Annotated in this window: 13 protein-coding genes; 6 read left to right on the top strand and 7 right to left on the bottom strand. The window is 51.3% G+C overall.

The annotated features are described in order from the left end of the window. Positions 1 to 156 precede the first annotated feature (156 nt). The 6 genes from K5E40_RS26730 to K5E40_RS26755 all read right to left on the bottom strand — a co-directional run bounded on the left by K5E40_RS26730 (position 157) and on the right by K5E40_RS26755 (position 8,210). Positions 157 to 1,413: a hypothetical protein gene (locus K5E40_RS26730; RefSeq protein ID WP_078465867.1), complete on the bottom strand. Its 1,257-nt coding sequence runs from the start codon at positions 1,411 to 1,413 to the stop codon at positions 157 to 159. Positions 1,414 to 2,510: 1,097 nt separating this feature from the next. Continuing rightward, on the bottom strand, positions 2,511 to 3,722 hold the full coding sequence (locus K5E40_RS26735; RefSeq protein ID WP_078465868.1) for a ParB/RepB/Spo0J family partition protein: 1,212 nt from the start codon (positions 3,720 to 3,722) through the stop codon (positions 2,511 to 2,513). After that, positions 3,722 to 4,573: a ParA family protein gene (locus K5E40_RS26740; protein WP_011922811.1), complete on the bottom strand. Its 852-nt coding sequence runs from the start codon at positions 4,571 to 4,573 to the stop codon at positions 3,722 to 3,724. The genes K5E40_RS26735 and K5E40_RS26740 overlap by 1 nt, the downstream gene beginning before the upstream one ends. Before the next feature lie 146 nt (positions 4,574 to 4,719). Next, positions 4,720 to 6,342, bottom strand: coding sequence for a hypothetical protein (locus K5E40_RS26745; RefSeq protein WP_221733353.1), 1,623 nt, complete (start codon positions 6,340 to 6,342; stop codon positions 4,720 to 4,722). 161 nt (positions 6,343 to 6,503) lie between these two features. Next, positions 6,504 to 7,364: a ParB/RepB/Spo0J family partition protein gene (locus tag K5E40_RS26750; RefSeq protein ID WP_011923275.1), complete on the bottom strand. Its 861-nt coding sequence runs from the start codon at positions 7,362 to 7,364 to the stop codon at positions 6,504 to 6,506. 168 nt (positions 7,365 to 7,532) lie between these two features. Then, on the bottom strand, positions 7,533 to 8,210 hold the full coding sequence (locus tag K5E40_RS26755; RefSeq protein WP_011923274.1) for a hypothetical protein: 678 nt from the start codon (positions 8,208 to 8,210) through the stop codon (positions 7,533 to 7,535). A 119-nt stretch (positions 8,211 to 8,329) separates the two neighbouring features. Between K5E40_RS26755 and K5E40_RS26760 the strand changes: the two genes are divergently transcribed. The 6 genes from K5E40_RS26760 to K5E40_RS26785 are packed head-to-tail and all read left to right on the top strand — an operon-like array spanning position 8,330 to position 18,761. After that, positions 8,330 to 8,710 (top strand): response regulator, encoded by a 381-nt coding sequence (locus tag K5E40_RS26760; protein ID WP_011923273.1) that lies wholly within the window; start codon positions 8,330 to 8,332, stop codon positions 8,708 to 8,710. Next, complete coding sequence (locus tag K5E40_RS26765; RefSeq protein ID WP_161952145.1) at positions 8,703 to 9,188, top strand: chemotaxis protein CheW; 486 nt, start codon at positions 8,703 to 8,705, stop codon at positions 9,186 to 9,188. The genes K5E40_RS26760 and K5E40_RS26765 overlap by 8 nt, the downstream gene beginning before the upstream one ends. Positions 9,189 to 9,210: 22 nt before the next feature. Further along, positions 9,211 to 11,202 (top strand): methyl-accepting chemotaxis protein, encoded by a 1,992-nt coding sequence (locus K5E40_RS26770; RefSeq protein WP_153045959.1) that lies wholly within the window; start codon positions 9,211 to 9,213, stop codon positions 11,200 to 11,202. Between the two features lie 2 nt (positions 11,203 to 11,204). Next, positions 11,205 to 11,996: a protein-glutamate O-methyltransferase CheR gene (locus K5E40_RS26775; RefSeq protein WP_011923270.1), complete on the top strand. Its 792-nt coding sequence runs from the start codon at positions 11,205 to 11,207 to the stop codon at positions 11,994 to 11,996. After that, entirely contained in the window at positions 11,989 to 17,829 is a 5,841-nt protein-coding gene (locus K5E40_RS26780) for a response regulator (RefSeq protein WP_078465874.1), read from the top strand. Before K5E40_RS26775 ends, K5E40_RS26780 begins: the two co-directional genes overlap by 8 nt. Then, the gene (locus K5E40_RS26785) at positions 17,826 to 18,761 is read left to right on the top strand and encodes a chemotaxis protein CheB (protein ID WP_011923268.1); all 936 of its coding nucleotides are present in this window, start codon (positions 17,826 to 17,828) and stop codon (positions 18,759 to 18,761) included. The genes K5E40_RS26780 and K5E40_RS26785 overlap by 4 nt, the downstream gene beginning before the upstream one ends. Positions 18,762 to 19,156: 395 nt before the next feature. On the opposite strand, the gene K5E40_RS26790 is transcribed toward K5E40_RS26785, so the two are convergent. Then, a complete protein-coding gene (locus K5E40_RS26790) occupies positions 19,157 to 20,158 on the bottom strand; it encodes a hypothetical protein (RefSeq protein ID WP_078465875.1) in 1,002 nt (333 codons plus the stop codon). Between the last annotated feature and the right edge of the window lie 230 nt (positions 20,159 to 20,388).

A 20,388-nucleotide genomic window follows, 5' to 3' on the forward strand; every position in this document is an offset into this window, starting at 1 on the left:
GATGAAGGGTGAGTCGCTGCGACGTAAAAAGACGGAAGAAGAAGCGGCATCGTGACCGATGCGGTTAGAATTTAGACCCCGCGCAATCGGGTGGAGAAACCGGTCACGTTGTTAGCGAAATGACCGGTCACGATGAGCGAAATACGCATTTTGTAGTCACGCCACTTTAGCCTCAGCCAAAAAGGTCTCTTTCGGGATCTTCTTAACGTGGCCTGTAGGTGTAAACACACCGCCTTCGAGAGCACGGGTACGCAGGTAGTCAAAACGCTCAGTCAGGGGCATCTCCAGCACCTTCTCATTGACCGCGATGTCCTCCCAGTCAGGACCTTTCGCTTCCTTGGTGGGGTTCGTATCGGGGATCATGAGACATACGCGAAAGCCTGCACGCATCAGCTCGATGAAGAGCTTGTACATGTAGGTCTGACCTGCACCATGCTTTTCGCTAACTTCGTTGTAAGGGTCGTGATCGGCCCAAAGCACAACGTCGTCAAACTCATCACGGTTGACGTAGAGACCAGGCAAAGACGTGCAGCTATTAGCAGCCCGTACGCTTTCACCTGTAACCAGATGAAGCGCCCATCCTTTTTCGACACCTTCACATATGTGCAAGGTTCTGCACTCTGGGACGGTGGCAATAGCAACGGGTGTCTTCGACCAGTTGTCCAAACCTGAGCAAACCTTCTTAGGCTTCGAAACCAGGGGGTGATCAAGCTTGAATCCGTCCTGAGTGAGGAAGATGCGATGAAGGTTCATCACCCTACCCTGCCCATTACGAAATGCAGACACGATCGCCGGGAACCTTCCTACCAGTTCCTTGATCCGGACTTTGTTCTCCACACGAGTGCGGTAGTACGGAAGAGCTGGATGGAATTTAACATCGCCAATGGCTTTGTTGAGTGGGATTCCGCGGCGACGGAAGTACAACCGTCCGACTGCAGCATCAGGATGACCAAGCGGAAGCAGATCCTTGACAATCTGTTTCATCGAAGCCGCCTTAATTGCATTGTCTTCAGCAGTTGAACGAGGACGCTGACGCTTAGGAGCCGGAGCTTCTTTAGCCTTATACGCCTCACTACCGCCACCAAACGCCCGCTTAATCTCTTTACAGACATCGACAAAATTACTGCCAACACCTGCTTGAATAAGCAGATCAAACTGACTCCATCCGTCCTGGTTGCAGGAGCAAATGGCCCGGCCTTCATGGTCCGCCTTTTCGGAAAACCTGAAGGAGTCACGACCGCCGCCTTCCCGATGACGCTCTGGGAAAGGACAATCTACGCCGTGACCATGATGTCGAATTGCGGGCGCGAGGATAGGGGCTACACGTTCGATGACGTTTAACCAACCACCAGCGTGCTTAACAATATCGGCAACCTCGTCCTTCAAAGGAAGACGTTTTTGACTATCTGACATGGCTGTATCTCCTTGAAAAATGAGGCAGCCATGTCCCAAGGGGCATTAGGCGTGCCCTTGAGGGTGTGTGTTACGTGAATACGGATTTTTAAAGAGCCCTAGCGCAGCAAATAGCTGTACGAGGAACCTTCGACAGAGTTCGATGCGAAATGCGCATGCGAAAAACTGGCAAAAAGATCACCTATGACGCTAAAGCTGTCGGAACTCGTATTCAAGGACACGATGTACCAGAAACGCAAAAAGCCCTGACGCGAACGCCAGGGCCTGTTGGGATTGCTTTCGCCTGGGTACCGCTCCTACAGCCTTGAGAAAAGCTGTACGAGGGGTACCCAGACAGAGTCATAGATGCAAAGAAAACGCTCTAAACCTACATCACGAAGTGTGGTGCGGGCGAAATACACGACTATGAACTGCGCATCAAGAGCTGATAACCAGCAAAGAGCAGCGGCGAACACGGTGGCATAGTCCTGAGGTTTTCAGTATCGACAAACGATAAGGTAGTCGAAACACATCTCTCTGAGGAGATTTGATACTGCATCAGAGATGTCATAGTTTTTAAGATCGGGACGGCGAACTGCGACAAGATAGTGATGAATGGTGAGTGCGAAAGGACACACACACAAACGTCAAAATCCAAGCAGACCGACCACATGCAAGTGAAAGCACAGATGGGCAATGAGCGAGGTGACGGATGGATGTGTAAACACCAAACGACAAGTCGCAGGAAGCAATCCTGAGAAAAACCGAAGACAATGACTTTTTAAAGAGCAGATCAGCGAAGCCGAGAGACCTGAAGTCAAAGGCAAGCTGTGAAGCTGAAGCAAGTGCAAAAAAGCAAAAGCAAAAGTCAAAGCAAAAACGATTAGTCAGGCCGGAGGAGAAGTAGCACCTCAGACAGACCACCTAAACAAACCAACGAAATAACGTAGGTCGGAGCAGGCCGTGATCAGCGCTTGAGAAATACTCGAAGCACAGGGAGATCACTAAAAACACCTTCAGGCTACTTTTGCGCAGATTGAGAATCAAGGACGGCATGTCCCAAATCAGGCACAAAAAAAGGGCCGCAGCCCTTTAAATGTTTTCGCATGCGAAATCTTTTAGTCGCCCGACGCTAGCTGAGCAATAGTAATTATTTCGATCTGATCAAGGTCAAACAGAGCTTTTTGCTGCTTGCTTCCATCGAGATACGAAACCATGCCTTTGTTAGGGTTTCCGCAAACCACATTCAGAAGCAACTCGCCGGTGAAGTGCTTCTTGTCAGTGCATACCCGAACCTGCATAACCATCTGATCAGCTGGAATCTCACGGACTTCGCTTTTCCCGAGCTTCTTCGCCTGCTGCCTAGCCGTTGGTGGCGTAGGGTTCAGTTCAGTGTGGCCGGCTCCAGGTTCTGACGGTGTAGTTACTGGTGGCGGAGTCTTTGGGAGGCTTCCTCCGCCGTTTTGTTCTTTTGCAAGGTTATCTTCGCCGCCCTGTTGCGCTTGCGGATCGGATGTTTCGATACCACCCTGCCCTACCCCGCCGGCTTCAACTTCAGTCCCACTTTGATTTGTTGTTAGTGGGTTCACCTGAGATGTTACATGAGGGGGCTCGGATGGTTGTTTAGGCGCAGGCGACCCTTTAGCTGCCTTTAAGTGATCGCGGGCCTCAGAGCGGCTTAAGCCGCCTTCAGACCGTGCTTGATCGATCAGTTGTAAATATAAATCTGGTTTAAGTTCACAAATTTTGGCTAATGACTGAATCAATTCCGAATCAGACGTGATCTCATCATCAATGAGAGCGGCAAGCTCATCAGGTAGGTCAGCAAGTGCCAGGTGTTTAGAAACCCACGATTCGGGCTTGTTGCAATAATCTGCGAGTTCACGGCCGGTGCCTTTCTTGCCCTCTTCCTTCATCTGTTCGCGTAAATCAACCAGCGCGATTGCGACTTCGATCGGGGTAAGCGGTTCACGCTGAATATTCTCAGCCAACTGGCTAGCTGTGGATTTAGACTTTGTTCGAATCGTCGGGTCGACGATAGCTTTGATTTTAAAACCTTCTCCGATGAGCATCGCGGCACGCAGCCGCCGCTCGCCTTTCTGAAGCAGATAAGTGTTAGTGTTTTTGTCTAGAGGCGAAACGATGATCGGAGATTGCTGCTCCTCCTTCATCGATCTCGCCAACTCTTCGATGTTACGAAATTTTTTACGGACCTGTTTTTCTACGCGAATTTGACTTGGGTCCAGCTCGAGAACAGTTCCCTGCTGAGCTCCCTCTGTCAGCGCATTAACGCTGGAAAGGCCTTTAAGACGGGTAAGATCGCGGGCCATTACTTTGTAACTCCTGATTGCTTCGCTACAGCCTTAGCTTGTGGCGGTTGGATCTTAGCACCCACATAACCGCAGATTTCCTGCATGAGAGAAACCATGCTCTTGGCTGTCTCTCGTTGAGCACCTGTTCTTTTGTTCTTCCACACAGGCACTCCATCCCGTAACGCATCATCCACTGCGCCGTTTGTCCCCAAACGAGCTGTCAGGATGTTCACGCCCGCAGCATTAAGCTCGGCCAACGCTTCCGTGTGGGAGTTAACCGGACGGAGCCGGTTACAAATGACGCCGGTCACTTGTAGCCGGTCCGATACATAACGCTGAATCTCAGCCAGAGTTTCAAGAACACTTTCGACCCCTGTTACGGCGAAGGCAGCCATTTCAACAGGAACAAAGATGTAATTGCTGGTGATGCTTGCAGCAGACATCTTGTTGCCGTGGGCTGGAGGCGTATCCATGACGATGTAGTCATACGCATCCAGCATAGGGTCAAGATTTTCGTTGAAATTGATCAGGGCTTTGTCGAAATCCATACGCTCAACGTTGAAGAGCTCGACATCGCGATCAATCGAATAGATCAAATCGACGCCGTCTGGTGTGTCCAGAGGTTTGAGATCAGGCGCAGTGTCGTTGAAAAGATGAACGGAGCGGCAGCCACCTACTCGCTTGGATCGATCGAGGAACCGGCTTGAGAGGTTTCCTTGGCCGTCTAGATCGATAGCTAAGGTTTTGTACCCCTGCTCAGCCAGGTAGCAGCTGAGATGGTAAGCGATGGTGGTTTTGCCAACGCCGCCCTTCTGGTTCTCGATGACAATGACCTTCGCAGGCTTGTGGGTGCGTTTCTTCGGTGACATGACTGGCTCCTTTGCAGATGCAGATCAATGTAACCGCATCGCGGGCATTTTCAAGGATAAAAGCCCGCATGCGCAAATATTTTTTGAATTCTCACGCAATGCGGGATATAGACCAAATAAAAAGATTCTGCATGCGGAATCTTTTTCTATCGAGGAACCTGCGTTTCGCGCACCTTCACATTGGATGAGGCGGTCGTTTTGTTTAAGTACGCAACTCGAGTCGCTGCTTCATCCTTGTCGTAGTAACGACCGCAATAGATGAAAAACTCACCTGCCTTGTTATTCCTGGTAGGCTCGAAATCAGTGATCCCGTATGCCTTCAAAAACTGCTGAAATTTAGTCCAGCTCCCCTCGTCCTTGTACACATAGTAAACGTCGTAGATCGTGCGTGTTTTGGGCGAGACCATCAGAGGGGCTACAGAAGCCTGTGCGGCCGGCATAGAAACTCGTGGACCTCCTGCTAGCACAACGCCACCGATCTCATCGTTCGTGACAACTTTGGGCGTTGCATCTACTTTTGGTTCGAACCTACTAATGGTGAGAACTGGAGCTCCCTTAGCCACAGGAGTAGCAGGCTTTTGAGGCGAGGCTTGTGTTTCAGTTGGGATTTTGGGGGCTGCCTTGGTTTTCATTGTCCCGTTGTAGACGGCCCTTCCGGTTACAACCGGTGCAATCACATCCGCTTTAGCCATTTCAGTGTTTGCTGAAAGCGAAGCTAGCTCTGTCCTTGCTCTTGCTGTGATTTCGTTTTTATCCCGAGCGGATTGCGACTTCACTTCAGCAATCAACTGAGTCTTCCGGACATCCGCCTCTGCGCGAGCACGACTGAACTCGGCATTTTTCGCCTGCACATAGTCAGAGCCTGCTGGGGTAAGACCAGCTTGAGCTGATGATGCCGACGTCTTGAGTTCGCTACTGATCTTAGCGAGCCTATCGACTTCACCCTGGGCGAAGCTCAACTTCGATTCCTGAGTTCGGATTGCAAGCTGATCTTGGCCTTTGACCTTGACCAGGTTGGCTTCGATTACACCAATTTGTCGTTGAAGCTCTGCAATTTTTGATTCTTCAGCGCTCACATGCATGGAAGCTTCGGCTCGTGCTCTATCTAACGCGGCCGACTCTTGATCACGGCGCTCCTTAGCAAGCCTTTCAGCCTCAGCGTTAGCTAATGCAAGGGTAAATCGTTGATCATCAAACCGCTTTGACTCAGCAAGGCGTTCAGCGCTATCAATACTGCGCCTTCCCTCAATGTCTTGATTGATACGATCCTCAACCTTTGAGAGATCCTTAGCAGCGTTGATCTCTATATCGGCAATCAGCTTAGCGGCTTTGCTGTCCGCTTCTAAGAGCTCCTTATCTCGCCTGTTCTCGATCAATGACTGCTCGATAGCCATGCGAGAGGTAGCTTCAGCAACACGTGACTGAGAGGCTCTTGAGGCCTCCTGGTACTCTTGTATTCGCCCCGCTTCAGTATCAGAAACGGGTGCGTCGGCTAGGCCACTTTCGTAAGCCCTGGCGTTGAGCCTTGCGTCCAAGTCACGCCGTTTCTTTTCCAGATCGTCGATCTGCGTTTGGTAATCGTTGAACCTGCGCTGATAAAGGATCTGTGCTTCTGTGTACTTTTGGGCGCCCAAAGCATCTTGAATGCGATCGTCATACTGGCTCTGCGGTTCAAGGGTCGATAACTCTGACGGCTTGGACGCGTGAGAACCGCATCCCGAAAGCGTCAGCGCCGCGGCCAACAGGGTCAGTTTGAAAAGATTTCGCATGCGGAATGGTCCTGGAGCTGTACCGCTGAGGATCTCCTGCCCAGCATCGCGCTCAGGACTAAAACAATCTATGAGTTCGAGGTGGGAAAGCATCTGCGGGGAATCCATATGTATTTATCTAATAGTGGAGGGCAGGTGTCCCAAAAACATGATGTCGCGGTTCAGTTTTCCAAATCAGAATCGAAGCGGACACCCAATCGGTCTAGAAGGCCGGTAAACGATTCACTTTCGGGTGCGAGAAACCCCAACTGCCAGCTGCCGCCAGGAGTGCGTTTAACAACGCAATCTAGCCCAGTGACCTCTGAAATGTCCCGCTCAAGACGCTTGAGATCAGGATCCGTATCAGACAGCTTAACGGGGGAGGGCTTACGCTGAGTGAGAGCGTTCACTGCCTGCTGAATCTTTTGAACGCTCCATTCAAACCGAACAGCCTTTTCCGCAATGTTTCGTTGATCAGCTTTGTTTTTCAATGAGCAAAGAGGCCGAGCATGACCGTAGGAAAGCCGGGAGCTGATTAGCGAGTCGCGTACTCGAATGTCCAAATCCAGCAAGCGAACATAGTTAGAGATGTGGCTTCGGCTCTTTCCTAGCTGAGTAGCCAGATCGCCATGTGAAAGATTCAGTTCCGTGCAAAGGTCATTGTATGAGGTAGCTTCCTCGATGGGGTTTAGGTCCGTACGCTGAAGATTCTCAACAGCCGAAATGTATGCAGCCTGCTCATAGCTATAGGCACCAACCTCGCATTTCAGGGTTCGAAACCCCAGCCGTTGGCCTGAACGCCATCTACGCTCGCCTGCAATGATGCTGAAGTCACCATCTGGCCGGAAACATACAATCATGGGGACAACGTTCGTTCCCGTTGTCTTCATCGAGTCCGCCAGGTCATCCAAGGACTCTTCACTGAATAGCTTTCGCTTCTGCCAAACCCCAGGGTGAAGCCGCTCGACCTCAATGTTCATGAGGGTTGTAGGTACATCCTGGATACCCAGACAGGACAGCTTTTTCGGATCTAATTGATACACGTGTATCCACTCTGTTCGTCGTGTAACGGATACACAGGTATACCCGACATGAGAATTAATGCAAGGTCAAGCCAAAAATACAATAAACGACAACTCAGCTAAGGCCGAGACTGTGTAGATCTCGTCCTCAAAAACCATGTCGTCGAGGATTGGGTTTCCACAGATCGTTCAGTTCCCGAGCATTGAAGTCCTAGCTCGGAGCATAGTGTCGTCATCGATCAAGCCCCACGGCTTAGGAGTAGGCTTAAACCGGATGAGGAGACCAGGATTCTGGCCCCTTTCAGTGAAGGCGAGGGGATGGGCTATAAAGTGACCGTTGTCGTCCGGCAAAAAGCCATTCACGACGAATGCATCGAGGATAGGCTTGCAAGCTGCTGCCACTGATTCGTGGTCCAAAAGCCTAACTTCTGGGGTTATATAAATCTCTTCCACAATGACTGGGTACTCAGCGCGAGCAAGCCACTCTTTGAAAACTGGCATGCCTTCAAGCTTCATCGCTTCAATTCGTTTAACCCAGGTAGCTTTGAGAGAGGTGCTCTTCGCATCATGCACTCGCAACATCACATTGAGTCCTAGAAGTAGGGCACCTGGGAAAAAGGCACACAAAGACTTAGTCAACGTGTCGAATTCAAACCGATCATTCCGTCCGTCCATATTGGCATCACGCACCTTGCGCATGCGGGTGGTTGCCTTGCTTTCACCTGTCCGGCCAGAGGGTTGGGCGTTTATCTCTGAGCGAGGGGTGGCAGCTGTTTGTGTGTTTGGGGTTAACCCCTGCTTTGCAAGACGCTCAAGAAACTTCGGGTCAGAGGCAAATGCAGATCGATGGTTTGTTTTTGACGGCACTGGGTTCTCCTAAACCCAAGCAACATAACGACTGCCAAAAAAAAACCACCTCAGATTCGCTGATACCCCAGATATGGAGCACCTGAACCTCACTATTAGGGCATAGAAGAGGATTCAATATGCCCAAAATCAGATCTGTCTGCATCGTCGATGATGCCGGCGGTATGCGGAAGCTAGGTATCACGCTGCTTGAAAAACTCGGGTACGAGGTTCACGTCGCTGAGGATGGGTATAAGGCCCTGGCCGTGATCCGAGAAACAAACCCCGACGCATGTTTCATAGACCGTGAAATGCCCCAGCTCGACGGGCTTAGGCTCATCGAGCTACTACGCGGTTGGAAGGATTGGGGTGACAAGCCAATCGCAATGCTTTCAGGTGCAAGCAGCGTTTTCGACCAGCAATCTGGTCTCATAAGCGGAGCCGATCTGTACCTGACTAAACCCTTCACACGGGCGAAGCTTGAACAAGCTCTAACTGAGATGGATGAACTCCTTGAATAGCCTCAAGCAGAAAGGGGGGATGCACTTTGCCGGTTACCGGATAGGTGAAACTTACTGCCTTAGCCCGTCTACTTCGATCATTGCTGTAGATCAGGTGCCGAAGTTGCTCAATCAAATTCCGGGCACCAAGCCGTGGTTGATGGGCGCTGGGAGATTGGGCAGACAACTCCTTCCCTTCGTAAATATTTCACGCTTTTTGAACATATATCGAGACCCCGCCCTAGTTAATGAAGCAGGAGCGGCCCTGTTTGTTAAGGGCGGTGAGGGCGTCGGTAACGTGGCACTTGTCGTAGATGAGATTTGCGAATTCTTACTTGCGAGCGAGCTTCGGGATTGCGATCAGAGTGAATTCATGATCCCCCCAGGGCTTGGTAAGAGCATGCGGAAAGCTGTAACTGCAAGGGGCCGCACCTGGGCCCTCATTGATCTCCCAGCGCTAATAGCAGACGACAAGCTGCAGAACGTTGACCTCACTTGACCCCCACCCGAGATTGGACAGCATGAGTAATAATTCTTCCATCGTTTCACTAGCAACAATTATGGTCCTCCTGTCGGGTGGCGCAGCCGGTTATACCGGGTATCAATTCCTGAAAAACAATACCCAGCAAGGCTTCTTGCTGAAGGCCAGCTACCAAGCACAAACAAGCGCTATGCAGGCCATTTACCTTGCTGAGCGAGCAGCGACAGATAGCAGCTACAACTCAGATATGGCTAATTTAGAAAATGTTGTAGAGAAAGCATTCGCTGCTCTGCGCAACGGTGATCCAGTCCGAGGTATCGAACCAGCTCCACCAGTAGTGCTGGCGAATCTGGAATCACTTCAGAAGGTCTGGGCAGAGATTTCACCATCAATCTCCCAAATTGTTAGCCAGCGTACAGTTACTGATCAATACAGCAGGACTCTGGCTGACACCCAGAGAACCGCAGCCGAGGCTTTAAAAGCTGCGAAGGAGGCTCGTGCGAGCCTTGAAGCATCATCGGCCGGGCCGCAAATCAAGGGACAGCTTTCTAAGGCTGTGTCGTCGCTGGAAGAAGGCCAGCAAGCTTTGAGCTCGGATGGCGCTATCAACAGCGATACGTTGCGGGCGGCTGCGAGCGCATTCAGCCAGTATGTGACTACATTGGCCAGGCTCGGACAGTCGCTTCCAAAAGATCAAGACTTTATGACCCCCTTGGTCAAAAGCTATCGAGAAGCTGAATCCGTCGTTCGCCTGGTTCAAAAGACCATTGATAACGCATCAGGGGTAAGTGAAAACATTCCGCATGCGAAAACTATTTGGAATGTCCGTGACCGAGTTTCTTCGTCCGCGGCCAGCCTCATCGGTTCAGTTGAAGCACTGCCTGACAGTCGCCCAATGGGGATCACTATCGTCGCAGGCCTGGGCGGATTAACGTTGCTCCTTTCGATTATCTCAATGCTGATGATGCGATCGATCACTAGCAGTCGTACAGAGTCCATTGAGACTCAGGGCCGCCATCAAGAGGTCTCGATAAGCACACGATCTAAGCATTTGAAATTGCTGCTTGATGAGATCGAGTTGGTAGGGCAGGGCAAGCTCAATACACGGTTGACTGAAGACAACGAAGCTACGCGCGATATCGCCAAGGGCCTTAACAAAACATTTGGCAATTTCGCCACAATTCTTGACGAAGTCAAAGAAACAATCATTGGCCTTTCCGCAGCGACTGAGCAAACCCTGATAACTGAGCAGAACGTTGCACAGAATCGTGGCGAGCAGGACAAGGCAATTGAACATATCAGCCAATTGTTTGGCGATCTGTCTCAGTTCATCAACCAGATTGAGGATATGACGTTAGAGACTCAGCAGATCTCTGACGACATGGTGCAGAAGGTTGCCTCGGGTGAATCGTCGGTAACACAGGTTCATGACAACATCCTCGAGCTGCAACAGCAGACCCTGTCAATCCAACACCGCTCGAAACACATGATCGAGAGTTTCCAGGTTCTGGAAACAATTGCGCAGGTTGTTGCAGAGGTAGCCTCCAGGGCCGCGATGCTCTCTTTCAACGCAAACCTTATGGCTGATGAGCTTCAGGATAAGGGGCAGTCGATCCGCATTGCCAACGCAGCAAAGGCAATGTCCCGCCTTAGTGAAGAGACGAAAGATGCGGTCGTGCAAATTAATGTCCAGCTGAAAACAATGAACGATGCCGCACGCGAAAACCAGTCCGCGGTGGATCGTGCGCAGCGTGAAACAGACAAGCTCCGTGATAGGTCGAATGTTGCTCAAGACGCATTGAAAGACATCAAGGACCTGGCTGGTAACCTGACTCTGGGTGCACAGCGTGCAACCGAAGACACAAAACAGCTGAAGGCGAAGTCGAGCGACGTGGGAGATCTTGTAGACAGCGTAAACCAGTACAGCGCTGATAACAGCGCAGCTAGCGAGCAGACAGCCGTCGCAATCAAAAACGTTAACCGACAAGCTCAAGACCTACAGAGCACGATCGCTCAATTCTCCAAGGACTGACGATGAATAGCCTCGATGCACCGGCTGAGCTGGACATATTTGACCGATGGTTAGTGACTATCGAGGCTAGGTTCTCAATACAGATTGATGCTAACCGTCAGGGCGCGTTCAAGAGCGCTCTGACGCGTTTTGTAGAAAGTATTGGTATGGACCTGGAAAGCCTGGATGAACGGCGTAAGTCGGGCCGTGTGGACGCTGAGACATGGTCAATGCTTCTACATCTGGCTACGAACCATGAAACTCGGTTCTTTCGATCGCTGCCAGCCACTGAACGAATCGTCAAGCTATGCGAAGGCATTACCTCGCCGCGGATTCTCTCTGTCGGATGTTCGTCCGGAGAAGAGCCTTTCAGCATTGCTTCCGCGCTACTAGATGCTGGTCACCCGACTTTCAGGGTTCACGGTACCGATGTTTCATCTGTGTGCATAAACACTGCGCGTGAGGGGCTGTACCCAAGGCATGAAGGTGTTGGCTTACTGGCCGCGGCCCCTACCCGCGGTAACAAGATGCGATTTCACAGGTTCGTCCGTGAAATGGTGACGTTTGAGGAGCACAACATTCTGCAAGACAGACCCGTGCAACTGGCGAATCCGAACATCGTAATCACACAGAACATGCTCATCTACTACCGCACAGATACTAGATACGAAATCCTGGACAGACTTTCAGCAATGCTTGTCCCAGGTGGCCACCTCATCACCGGCCCCGGGGAGACCCTCAATTGGTCTCACCCATTCATGACCCGTATTCCAAACAGTAATCCCAACGTATTCCAAAGGTCTGTCGATGTCTAACAAACTGCGTATCGCCCAACTGACTTGGCTTCGGGCTCCTATACAGAAGAGCGTCGACACGACCAAGTTGCAGCTTGAAGTCTTTAATAAAAAGTCAAAAGCTTTAGCGAGTCCTCCACCCGATGCCGAGCCTGTTTGGTTTGAAAACCAAAAGAAGGATCGCGATGCTGCATTCAAAAATGTCGAGATCGAGGTCAAGCATATCCATGCCGCGCTCGATGTTGCTGAGTGCATCGGCGGCAGTGCCTTAGCACTCGAAGTGAAGATCATCGTTACAAACATTGCAGATCATCGACTAGCTCAAGAGAAGATTGAGCAGGCGCTCGTCTCAATAATGGGTAGTCTTCTGACCATACCGAAGTTTCTGGGTATGGTTGTGGACGGCGCGCCAGATAGCGCTGGCATCCTTGCTAAACAGATCAACGAATTGAGGGAGCTCCGTGGGGTTCCACTACTGGAAGAGGACAACCTTCTTCCACCCGATGTGGAGTTCGTCTACGTCGAGCCACCACATCGAAACCGCGATGTTTCTGACGATGAACGTCAGGATGTCTTTGGTCGTTCGCCCAAGCGATTTCAAACCGCATTCAGCGCGTACATGACCAACCAGAATAAAGCTGCGGTTATCGAACTGCGCGACATTCTTCGAGAACTTCAGGTCGTAACAAGCGATTTGGAAGTCGGTTGCTTTTGGTGGGTCGGGGAGTGCCTGACTGAAGCACTTGCTTGTGGTGCTATCCGAGCGGCTGGCGATACCCTTTCAAAAATTCGTATGCTATCTGTTGCCATTCAGAAAGCCGAGTCTGACGGAGAGGATGGTGCTAAAGCGACGCTAGGTGTCACAAGATTCAAATCCCTGCTTTCTGTCTTAAGCATGTCCGCGAAGCTACCCCAGTCCATCGAAGACGTGTTGGCCGTATTCAACGTCAGAAAGTCAGTGGACGCTACCTCGCTCGCGGAGCTTCAAGCCCGTATTGAAACCGCCAGTGCTGACTCGATAAAGGATGTGGTAGTCGAGCTCAAACCTCTGCTGGAAACCTCTATGGTTTCCCTTGGCCGGGCGATCATCAGCAAATCGCCGCTGACGTTTGATGCCCAGATTGCGACCTTCAGGGCCTCCATCCGGCAGGTAGCCAGCGTGTTCTACATGGTGAACGAGAGCGAGATGGCTGCTGTCGCGGCGCAATCGCTAGCGAGAGTGGAGAAGGTGTCCACCGTGGACGGTTTCACAACTGAAGTGATTGAGAAGCTGAAGTCGGATTTCATGTTCCTTGATGAACACATCCGACGCCTGGACTCAAACGAATCGATTCAATCATTGCGTATTCCAGGGGTAAAACCTGACGTCATCGCCAGCGTTGTGGAGCAATCCATCAAAGAGTTGGCACTCACCCGACGCTCGATCACCGATCACTTGGATAGCGGCGCAGGCATCGAGGATTTGAGATCAGGCCTAAACTGCTTGGTAGGCGCCAGCGCCGCACTGTCCTTCACGGGATTGACTCGTGCAGGTCTTGTTCTCAATGGGTCATGCCAGGGCTTCCTGAGTCAGATGACTGAACAGGGGATCAAAGGGTCCACTGCGGTAGATATGTCGGCACGGGCACTTGTAGCCGTCGAGAGTTACCTTGCGGCCATTCTGGCCGGCATGGCACCGTCCCCTACCCTCATGACACGGGCTGAAGAAGCACTTAGCGAGCTGAACATCCAGGTTGAGCACGTTGATGTTGTATCTCCCTCAGAATTGATGGAAAAGTTTGAGGCAGCAATCGCTACCGACGAAGTTAATGAGAGCGACGAAAATCACTTCCTCTCAGAAATCTTTGAGCTCAGAAAGATCTTCGAGCCCGTACTGCTCAAACCAGATGTTCGCGATAGAAAGACAATGGAGCAGCTGTACAAAGCCGCGGACCGTTTGGCGATGGGTGCGAAACTGTATGGGTTCGACTCATTCCACCGCCTTGCAAGAGCAATGGGCACGTTCAGTCAGACGGTTAATAACCATTCACGAGATGAGGGTTTCAATCGCACCGAAGCTGACGCTTTAGTCGTTTCGTCCCTCCAGATGATTTTCCGTTGCATGGACGAATACTCTGCTCGCGGTAAGGTCTCTATCTTCACTAGGGATATGGAGAAAGCCCTACTTGCCCAGTCCGATCCAGGCATCGTCCAAGCACTCGACGAACCCCAAATTACCAACCACGACGTGAATCAGAATCCTGACTCCTCAGATACTAGTTCGGTGCTGGTTGGTGAGTTGGTTGAACTCGATACTGTTACTGAGCTCCGCGAATATCCAGAAGGCATCGACGGCGGCCACATCGAACTCTACCGTGAGGAATTCGTCCTCTACCACGGGATTCTCCTGTCATTTAGCGAGGCCAGCCAACCTCATCTGACTCGTGACATTTGCAGAGCTGCGCATTCAATTCACGGCATCTCAGGGTCTGTGAATTGTGAGGTATTGCACGAGGTATACGGCGTCCTAGAGTCTCGTTTTGAGGTTCTGTTCACGGCTGGCAAAGCGCTAACGGCCGACGACATATCGGTGCTTACCGACGTACTCGCGCAGACGCATAAGTACATGTTGGATTTCCCGTGGGTGTCTGAGACTTCGCGCTTAGGTGCATGGGTCACGATGGCTGCCTCGATTGGAGATGACATTGAGGAAGCGGAATTCACTGAAATGCCTGCCGCGATTGCTAAGCCGCCAACCGAGCAGAAGGTGGAGGTTTTCGCAAGGCACGACAAATCGGAAGGTGATTCTGAGGAGCAAAAAATTCCGCATGCAGAATCTTTTTTGACCAACGACACAGGACCGACCCATGGTGAGGAAGTTGAAGCAGTCACCATTCAAGCGTCTATGGAGATTCCTCCAGAGTACAACGAGGATTTCCAGTTCTATCTAGATGAAGCTGAGGATGTGTTCCCCGATCTCGAAAGCAACGTTGCAGCCTGGCTCGAGGATATGAACGATAAAGATTTGGTGCTGACCATCAAACGCAATATGCACACCCTGAAAGGTGCAGCGTTGATGGCGGAAGCACAATCGATTGCAGCAATTACGCATTCGATGGAAAGTCTGTTTGAAAGCCTTTCAATTAAGCTTATCAATCCAAGTCCAGCGTGCGCTCAGCTAGTTATGCTGGTGATGCAAGCTATTACGGCGATGACGGAGGATGTTAAGAAGGGCCGTGGATACTCAATACCGAGTGCCCTGATTCAATGCCTTGAACAATCCGTAAATACAAACACAATCGATCTGTCTTTACTCCATTCAGATCAAGCAATTCCCGGTGCTCAACTCGAGGCACAGATTCAGACCGTGATCCCAAGCGAGCCCGTTCTTGAGCCTGCCACCGAAGACCAAACCAGTCTCGAGCAGCCTCATGACACAGGCGAAGTACCGGAACAAATGCCGGAGGTAACGTTCCTCGATGAGGTCAGCGCTGATCAAGCTGAAACCAAACCGGCTCGGAAGAAACGAGGTGGCCGCGGAAAAGGTGGCAGGGGCCAAGCTTCAACGGCTGCTGCCGAGATGGAAACTGATGGCGAGTATGGCCCAGCTGTACGTGAGCATAGCGTTCAGGGAGGCATAAATAATGAGGAAATCACCACTGATGACGCCGAGCAGGCGACAGTCTTAAACATTCCTCAAGCACCTGAACAGCTGATTCAGTCCGACGATATCGTAGCGAAAGAATCAACTGCTGATCAAAATCCTGTGCAGGAATCCCAACCTCAGCGGGAGACTGATGACCAAAACCAAATCGCCCCTAGCAAAAAGATTTCGCATGCGAAATCTTTTGAGGACGATCCAGTACGAGCCGAATACGCCCGCCAAGCTTCCGAGGCATTCGACAGGCTCTACACCATTAAAATGGACAGCGATATTGAAGTCGAACAACCGATCGTCTCTAACGCTGTACTAGACCTGCTAGGGCGTGAGCAGGCCCAGGCCAGTAATGAGGGCAAGAAATCTAACGGGGGTACCTCCGAAAAGATCCGTGTAGAACTTCATCTGTTAGAGGCTGCTGCGGAAAGGGCTTCGGAATTGGTCGCGGTACGCTACCGTCTTAGTGCCCTGAACGAAGAGGCGCACATCCGGCTAACCGGTGCCCGGGAATTACTTGAAGCCAACAGTCTTCAACACGGTCAGCTTACGACGGCCCTCAGGAGCTTCTTCAACAATCAACCTCAGGCCCGGAAATTTGAGGATGCTGCTGAAGCAGATTTAGAGCGGTTCAATGACCTTTCTGCGATGCATGTTGCAATGGGTGCACAAGTAGATGAAGTCCGTGAACAGGTTCACGAGATCTTCTCGTACATCCGCCAAATGCGAAATGCTCTCTATGAGCTTGATCCCGCCCTAATCGGACTCCAGCGAGATCTGCTCCATTCTCGCCTGGTACCATTCCTCAACGCCAGACAGAAGCTGACAGGGGCTGCGAAGACAGCCGCGAAAGCAACTGGCAAGGAAGTTGAAGCGACGATGGCGGGTGAAGAAGTCATCATGGATAAGATGATGCTGGACGCAATATCTGACCCTTTGACTCATATTATTCGGAACGCCATAGACCACGGTATCGAACCCCCTGCCGAACGTTTGAGGCTTGGTAAGCCGGAATTAGGCTCTGTAAACATCAAAGCATCCCGCCGGGCTAAACACATCGTTCTCGAGATCAGTGACGACGGTCGAGGCATTGATGTTGAAGCCGTACACCGTAAAGCCATTGAGATGAAGATCATCTCCAATAGCGATCAACTGAGCCGTGCCGAGATCATGCGACTGATCACACATAGCGGTTTTTCGACCGCGGCTAAGCTGACGCATGTCTCGGGCAGGGGTGTTGGGATGGACATCGTTGCAACCACTGTTGAGGGGCTTGGGGGTCGCCTCTATATCGAAAGTGAGAAGGGTATCGGCACTCGGTTTCTGATTGAGTTGCCATTCACAATCGGCTCTAACAAAGCAATGATAGTGAGCTCTGGCAGCCAATGGTTTGCGATTCAGAGCTATTCAATGGTTCAAGTATTACTTGTATCTCGTAGTTCCCTGGCAGCGCAAAGAGCAGCTAATGGCTTTGCTACTGTCACGTACGACGACCGCAGCTTCGACGTCGTTCACCTAGCAGATCTGGTCGCTATGCCGGACTCACGCAGTGCCGATCAGAAAGGAGGGGATGTAACAGTCATTCTTTGCCAGCAAGGTGATGAACGGATAGCTATCGAGGTGGCTGAAGTCGACTCTATGCCAGAAATCCACATCAGAAAGCTTGAAGGTATGCTCGCGAATGTCCGTGGATTGGTGGGTGAGACAGAGATGCAAGATGGCAGTCCTGTCTTCGTGCTGGACGTAATGGAAATGGCTCGACTGAATCTCAAGCAAGGTTCGAAAGGGTATCAAGTTCGACAAAATCGCGTTCGTTCGCTGAAGCGTGAAAAAAAGCCAACTGTTTTGGTAGTAGACGACTCAAGAAGCTACCGCAGTCAACTTGAGCGAATCTTCACCGGATTCGGATACACCGTCATAACTGCAGTCGACGGTCAGAACGCGTTGCACAAGTTGGGCTTAATCGATAAGCCGGACCTGATGCTGGTTGATGTTGAGATGCCGAATATGAACGGTTTCGAGTTCACTGAGGCGATCAGGCGCAAGCCGGAATTTGACGACACTCCAATCATCATGATCACTACACGTACGGGCCTTGAAGAAAAAGCGATGCGGGCCGGCGTGACCAAGTATCTACTCAAACCTTGTGATGCACCGTCTCTTCAACAGGCTGTAGCTCAGATCAAGGCGCAGAAATCGATGGAGGAATCCGCAGCATGAGAGTTGGCGTAGTAAGTACGGATGAGGTGCAAAAGGCGTTGTTCACTGAGCTTCTTGCACCACTGGTCGGCGACCTGATCATGTATGACGTTTCGCATGCGAAAGATGGCGACCTGGAAATCAGCAATGCACATATCCTGCTGATAGACATGGCGGACTCGAACGTCGTGGAATGTGAGGAGGTGATGGAGGCACTGGGCCGCGAAGAGCCCATCTGTCTTGTGCACGATAAGAATCTGTATGCCATGGCTCAACGTGATCGTATCTCATGGCGAAACCGTACGATCGAAGAAATCAAATTGGCTCTGCCTGACCTAGCCAACGAATTGGATGAAAAAAAGGATGAGGCGGACAATAAGAACGTGCCCGACCTTTGGATCATTGGTGCGAGCTCAGGTGGACCGCAGGCGCTGCGTCAGTTCTTTGGTGATCTTCCAAGGATGCCCATTTCAATTTTCGTTGCCCAGCACATGTCAGAAGCTGGATACAGTCAGATGCTGGCACGCTTGAAGGATGTTGCTCCGGGGTGGGGAGTTCAATCAGCGGAGTCAGGCATGAAAATCAAGCCTAACTCCGTGTACCTGGTTCCGCGCGATAACACGATTGTGATCAATGCTGGTGTGATCCACCTTCAGCCATACAGCGCTCAATCTGTGTCATTCAACCCATGCATAGATGCAGTGATTCGTTCTGTCTTCGACTGTCACCCGCACCTCGGGGTGATCATTTTGTCAGGCATGGGAATGGATGGGTCTGGTGGGATCAGAACGATCAAGGGCAAAGCAAAAATGATCATGGCCCAAGATCACGAATCATCTGGGGCTAAGAGTATGCCGGACACTGCTCGCAATACCGGCGCGGTTCAGTATTCGGCGAACCCTGAGGGACTGGCCCGAAAGCTTGCCCAAATTTACGGACAAAAAACATTCTGATTCAAAGGCTACCCAAGGGTAGCCTTTTTTTTCGAGAGTTAGTTGTTGTGCCGGTTGGGAGCGGAACGAAGCAAGTCACCGATTGCCGTACGCTGATCTTCAACGCAGCGGCTTGCGACTTCATGAATTAAGTCCAGGGCGCCTGGATTCGAAGTGGCAATCAAGTCCAGGAGAAACTGCAACTGCTGATCTGAGTCGACGGGGTAGTCGGCAGGTGGGAATTCAGCCCTGAGAAGCGTCTGAGGTCCCATTTTTGTGGTCACCTGTATGCAGGTATTCGGCATCAGGGTAGCGAAATTGCGTAGGAGGGGAGAGGTATTGATTTGAACGCTTGGCATAGTGTGATCCTCATGGTCGGGACCACTCTATGCGCTAAATCACGTGCCAGAAGCCCATCAGCCACACGTTTGTGGAGTACAGAAACCCATGATCTCATCATAGGATTTGCAGCAAACAACTGGGACCCACCACACAAAGGTATAGATCTCCTCCAGCGATACTGGCCACAACCGCATCTGGGTATCCAGAAGCAAGCTACCAGCCTCAAACCCTACAGTTACCCCTGGTGACGTCTGCTGAAGCTTTCCGACCGAAAGAGAGGCATTGAAAGGGAAAGAACCAACAGAAAAGCCACTGACATGAATTGCTCGGTAGGCAGCCTTTCCTGCGGCAATTGCCGCATTGTCATCGTGATCAGCCATTTGCCGCGGATAAAGGGCTCCCCACCTGGTGCCTATGCAGATCTCCGACCCAAAAAGGGAAACGCTGGATGTCAGAGGATTTGTGCATGCCACCATACCCAAGGCGGAAGCAACACCGATATCTCTGCACCCGGTGTTCCAAGTGGGGTCAAATTCAGTGTCATAGATCATTTTTGGAAAGCAACTAGGCAAGGCTTGGTTGAACGCATTGAGCGCTTTGCTTTGGAGGACATTAGATGCCGCTCCGCATACATCAAGGATATTGGTCAACCCAACATTCGAGGTCCGAGCCATATCAGGCCCGCAAAGCTTGCAGCTTTGATAGGCCATAGCGATATCAAGGGCCCAGTCAGGGATCTCCCAAAGTCGCACATGCATTGAGGTGTAGTCGTTGTTATCAGTGCCGGCACTGAGCGGACCGCTGATGGGCTGACCCAAGGCGGTATCGCCCCCGCCTTTGATCACTTCACAGATGGCTACAGGCTGATAGTGGGACACGATGAGGTAATCCTCACACCACCAGCAACAAGGGCCATAAACCATATAGCTGAGGGTGACAGGATCAATGACAAGAAGGGTCGCTAGTGATGTTACTGCAGCTTCGGCATCTTCCGGCTTAAGCCCAAGGCCCAGACCAGACGCAGCTGCTAGAGCGGTAACCGCAGAAAGCTTGTTGAATTCGCGTCGAGTGGTCATCCCAATCTCCAAAAAGGAATCTTTACCTAATAGTGGAGTTGGAGTGCCCTAAAACGGGCTAAGGAATGTTGGTTACGGGTACGTGCGAAGGCCAATGCAACGCATCGGCCGTATCGTCAGAGTCGCACCCTTGCCCTACGCCCAAGGCAGCAGCGATCTTGACGGATAAGTGGTAGCCAGCTTCCAGGTCTGGAGATGGATCAAGAACCGATACCGTGGAGTCTGGATTG

It is taken from the genome of Pseudomonas baetica (assembly GCF_019733355.1).
GTDB classification, from domain to species: Bacteria; Pseudomonadota; Gammaproteobacteria; order Pseudomonadales; family Pseudomonadaceae; genus Aquipseudomonas; species Aquipseudomonas baetica_A.